The organism is Candidatus Acidiferrales bacterium, from assembly GCA_036514995.1.
In the GTDB taxonomy this organism is placed as follows: domain Bacteria; phylum Acidobacteriota; class Terriglobia; order Acidiferrales; family DATBWB01; genus DATBWB01.
This window is the reverse complement of sequence record DATBWB010000044.1, coordinates 1-3,277: the sequence shown is the minus strand read 5'-3', so window position 1 is coordinate 3,277 and position 3,277 is coordinate 1. Positions and strand designations below refer to the sequence as shown.

The 3,277-nt window shown below is 61.5% G+C and carries 5 protein-coding genes; 2 read left to right on the top strand and 3 right to left on the bottom strand.

Annotated elements, in window-relative coordinates; translation table 11 throughout:
- A partial coding sequence (locus VIH17_03205) for an HAD hydrolase family protein (protein HEY4682239.1) occupies positions 1-427 on the top strand: 427 nt, incomplete at its 5' end.
- A gap of 138 nt (positions 428-565) precedes the next feature.
- Here VIH17_03205 and VIH17_03200 read toward each other — a convergent pair.
- The 3 genes from VIH17_03200 to VIH17_03190 all read right to left on the bottom strand — a co-directional run bounded on the left by VIH17_03200 (position 566) and on the right by VIH17_03190 (position 2,803).
- Complete coding sequence (locus VIH17_03200; protein ID HEY4682238.1) at positions 566-1,951, bottom strand: IS66 family transposase; 1,386 nt, start codon at positions 1,949-1,951, stop codon at positions 566-568.
- A gap of 257 nt (positions 1,952-2,208) precedes the next feature.
- Positions 2,209-2,601, bottom strand: a complete 393-nt coding sequence (locus VIH17_03195; GenBank protein ID HEY4682237.1) for a PIN domain-containing protein — start codon at positions 2,599-2,601, stop codon at positions 2,209-2,211.
- Positions 2,585-2,803 carry a hypothetical protein gene (locus tag VIH17_03190; GenBank protein HEY4682236.1) on the bottom strand — a complete coding sequence of 73 codons (219 nt, stop codon included), beginning with the start codon at positions 2,801-2,803 and terminating at the stop codon, positions 2,585-2,587. Before VIH17_03190 ends, VIH17_03195 begins: the two co-directional genes overlap by 17 nt.
- On the opposite strand from VIH17_03190, the gene VIH17_03185 reads away from it, so the two are divergent.
- Positions 2,802-2,954, top strand: coding sequence for a hypothetical protein (locus VIH17_03185; GenBank protein ID HEY4682235.1), 153 nt, complete (start codon positions 2,802-2,804; stop codon positions 2,952-2,954). The genes VIH17_03190 and VIH17_03185 overlap by 2 nt on opposite strands.
- The last annotated feature ends 323 nt before the right edge of the window (positions 2,955-3,277 follow it).

Sequence of the window (3,277 nt, the reverse complement as noted above, 5' to 3'; positions counted from 1 at the left end):
CGGTCTCAAGGACAGTTTGGGACCGCTCCCTTACGGTCCCTTCGACTTCGCTTCCTTCGTCCCGCCCTTGCGGGATCAGGGCAGGCAGGGCGGTCGCGGCTCGGATTACAGCAACGAGGCATTGGAACGGCCCTTCCGTCTGTTGCGGACCGAATACCCGGCCCGCAATTTCTCGATCCAGGATGTGATCCGCGGGGATTGTTCCAAGGGTCACGCGCTTGCGTACTGGAGCCGGTTCCGTGGGATTCCTCGGGAGCAGATCCTGGCGATCGGAGACAATTACAACGACCTGGAGATGCTCCGGTTCGCCGGGATACCGGTCGTGATGGGCAACGCAGAGGAGCGTCTCAAACAGGAAGGCTGGCCTGTTACGCTCGATTGCGATTCCGGCGGCGTAGCCCGCGCCATCGAACAGTATGTACTGTAAAGGAATAACGTCTCATCCGCAGATGGCGTAGTTTTCTGCCACAGAGACACGGAGACACAGAGAAAAAGAATTCAGAAACCAGAAGAAAAACACCTCCATCCTTTTCTGATTTCTGTGTGCTTCCGCAGTGGTCTTTGTTTAGCGTGAAAGGCGGCGTGGGGGCGTCAAATCCAACACCCGTGGTCGAGGGGAACAGAGGAAGCGCTCCAGCAGCGGTAGCACCGGCCGCTGGTGCTGGCGGCACGTTTGCAGAACGCTGAGTAAGATGCTTTGCGCCCGAGCTCCTCTGGCCGTGCGGTTTCCTCCCCAGACCTTGCGCGTCACCACCATCGGGCGGAGGGCTTGTTCGGCCCGCCAGTTGGTCGCCTCCAATCCGGGACAATACAGGAACGTAAACACGGCCTCTCGCTCCCGCCAGAGGTGGTTGCACAAGCGCCGGTTAGCTGGGGAGCGCGTGCGCCTCTGGAGCACTCGGTCCAGCCGCGCTTCCAGTTGACCTCGCGCCACGGCCAGTCCGTGCACGCTGATCTGCTCCCGGTCGCGGCGGTCTCGCAGGTCCAGCGCAGATTGCAACAGGGTTTGGATCGCGCCCGGAAACTGCGCCCCTCGCCTTCCCGCTACCTCCCGCATCTCCCGGCAACGGCGCAGCAGATGCGCCAGGCAGGTCTGGTGCACGGCCTTCCCAAACTGCCGATAGACACTCCAGCCGTCCCGCACCAGAAACCCGTCGAATCCCTCTCCTAAAATCGTCGCCGCTTGCTCGAACCCGCGCCCCGGCTGAATCGCATAGACCGTCATCTGCGGACTGCTGAACGCCCACAGCCACCAGAGTTGGCCTCCCACTTTCCAGCCCGTCTCATCCGGCGTCACGCTGGGTTCGGCGCGAATCCGCTCTCGCAGCACTGCATAGGTGGGTTCGGCTTTCCGCGCCACCCGCTGGATCGCCTGGCACAGCCCGCCCCGGCTCACCCGCAGCCCCCAGCCTTGCTCCAGCACCGCCGCCGTCTTGCCGTACGGCAGCCCCAACCCTTTGTTCAACTGCACCGCCAGCGCCACCGCCCGCGGCCCCACCTGCGACGCCGCGCTGCCCACTGCCGCCGAGGCCTGTCGCCGATCCCGCCCTGCGACCGTCTGCCGGCAGCGCCGACAACGGCCTTGGTGGATGCGAAACTCGATCCGCTCCACGCGCGGTGAGGGGATCTCCGTCTGATACTGCGAGACGACCCCGGTCTCCTCCACCTCGCCCCCACAGTGCGGACACTGCGTCGGGAGGGGAACTTCCACCACCTCGTCCACTCGCTCCGGAACCTCCCGCCGACTGGCCCGGCCATACTCCGGGCCGGCTTTCCGTCCCGGTTTCTGGGGATTGGCCTTGGGTTGCCGCCGCGAGAACGGCGCCGCCTGCCGCTTGGCTGCTCGCAGCGCCTCTTCCAAGGCCTGCCGCAGACGCTCGTTCTCCGCTTGCAGCCTCTCGATCTCCCGCTCCAACCGAGCGATCTTCTCGGAATCCGTCTCCTGCGTCACACCCTCAGAGTACCCACTCTGCCGAACAATGCAACGCTCTTCCCGTTGTCCTGATAAAATGTGCTTTTACGCTAAACAAAGACAATATAGGAAGCCAGGTGGAACACGCGGAACATGGAACAGACCGGCGGCGTTGGTACCTTTTGGGTGCTTCGGGCCGAGGGTAGCCCGATTGCACGCTTTGGCCAGCGACAAGGCTCGAAAACAGGTTGAGAGGTTGATGAGCAGTAGTCTCGGCCGTGCAAGCTGGCTCGGCCCTACCAGGAGAGCGTCTTCAATCGCGGAACCACTGTGAAATGGCGATCCCTGGTCGCCAATGGCAAATCAAACTCACGAGCCAACGCTGCGATCCATAGATCATTATCCGGAATGAGGGTGCCGGCCTGAACCAGTTCGGCTTTGAGTTGGCCGTAGTGCTCAGCGGTGTTTTCGTCGGGCAACAGAAGGACGGCAATTCGCAGAAAGTCGCGGACCTGAGTAACCGCTTCCTCGCGCCGTTGTGCTCTTTGCGCGCCGTAGTGGAGTTCGCCCAGCACCACCCATGGCAGGTAAATGGTAACTTCGGCGAGGCGCGCAGTTAAATCGGGGTCACGGCGAAGATGGGCAACTACGACGTTGGTATCCAGGAGGGCGCTACCAGTGGCTTTCATCGACCCTTTCGCAGCCTTCCTCGATAGCTTTCTCCATCTCGTCGGCGGTTTCCTGCGAGAGGCTTCCAGCCGTGCGGGCGAGAATAGCTCGCCGTTCTTCCTGGCTGATCCGCTTAAGACGATGAATATAATCTGCGGCCAATTCCAGCTTGTCCGGCGGCAATGACTTAAGGTCCTCGACGATGTTTTCCAGAGGGCTCATGGCTACCAATCTACACCGGCAACGCGGCACTGGCAAGCTGCATGTCGAGTGGAGGTTATCCCGACGGGGTCCGCTTGTGGCCGCGCCATTCGTGGAGAGCCTCCAGAAAATCCTCTATAGACTCGTCTTCGGGCCAGAAATCGCCATGTAGGGCAGAAACGTCGGTGATTGGACCGGTGCCCTGCTCGGCCATAAGTTCCTCCAGCGACGGATGCCTGTAGAACGAATTCCGAGCACCCGGTCCCGGAAGGTGGGTGGTGCGCTTACGGTGATTTCTCCTCTTGCTGAACGCGGTTTGCCTCCTCGATCACAGTATACCAGCGAACGTGTGAGGTCACGACAAAGATGGGCGATCAAATGAAACCAATCTTGATGACCCAGGCGCAGTACGCCAAACATCGCAGCACAAGCCCCCAGTATATCCACAAGCTGGCCAAGGCTGGTGTCTTGGTGATGCGTGGTCGCCTTGTAGAC

Bases quoted from the DNA above. Each gene is read 5' to 3' on its own strand.
- VIH17_03185 (HEY4682235.1), top strand. From the start codon at position 2,802: ATGGCTACCAATCTACACCGGCAACGCGGCACTGGCAAGCTGCATGTC.
- VIH17_03190 (HEY4682236.1), bottom strand. From the start codon at position 2,803: ATGAGCCCTCTGGAAAACATCGTCGAGGACCTTAAGTCATTGCCGCCG.
- VIH17_03195 (HEY4682237.1), bottom strand. From the start codon at position 2,601: ATGAAAGCCACTGGTAGCGCCCTCCTGGATACCAACGTCGTAGTTGCC.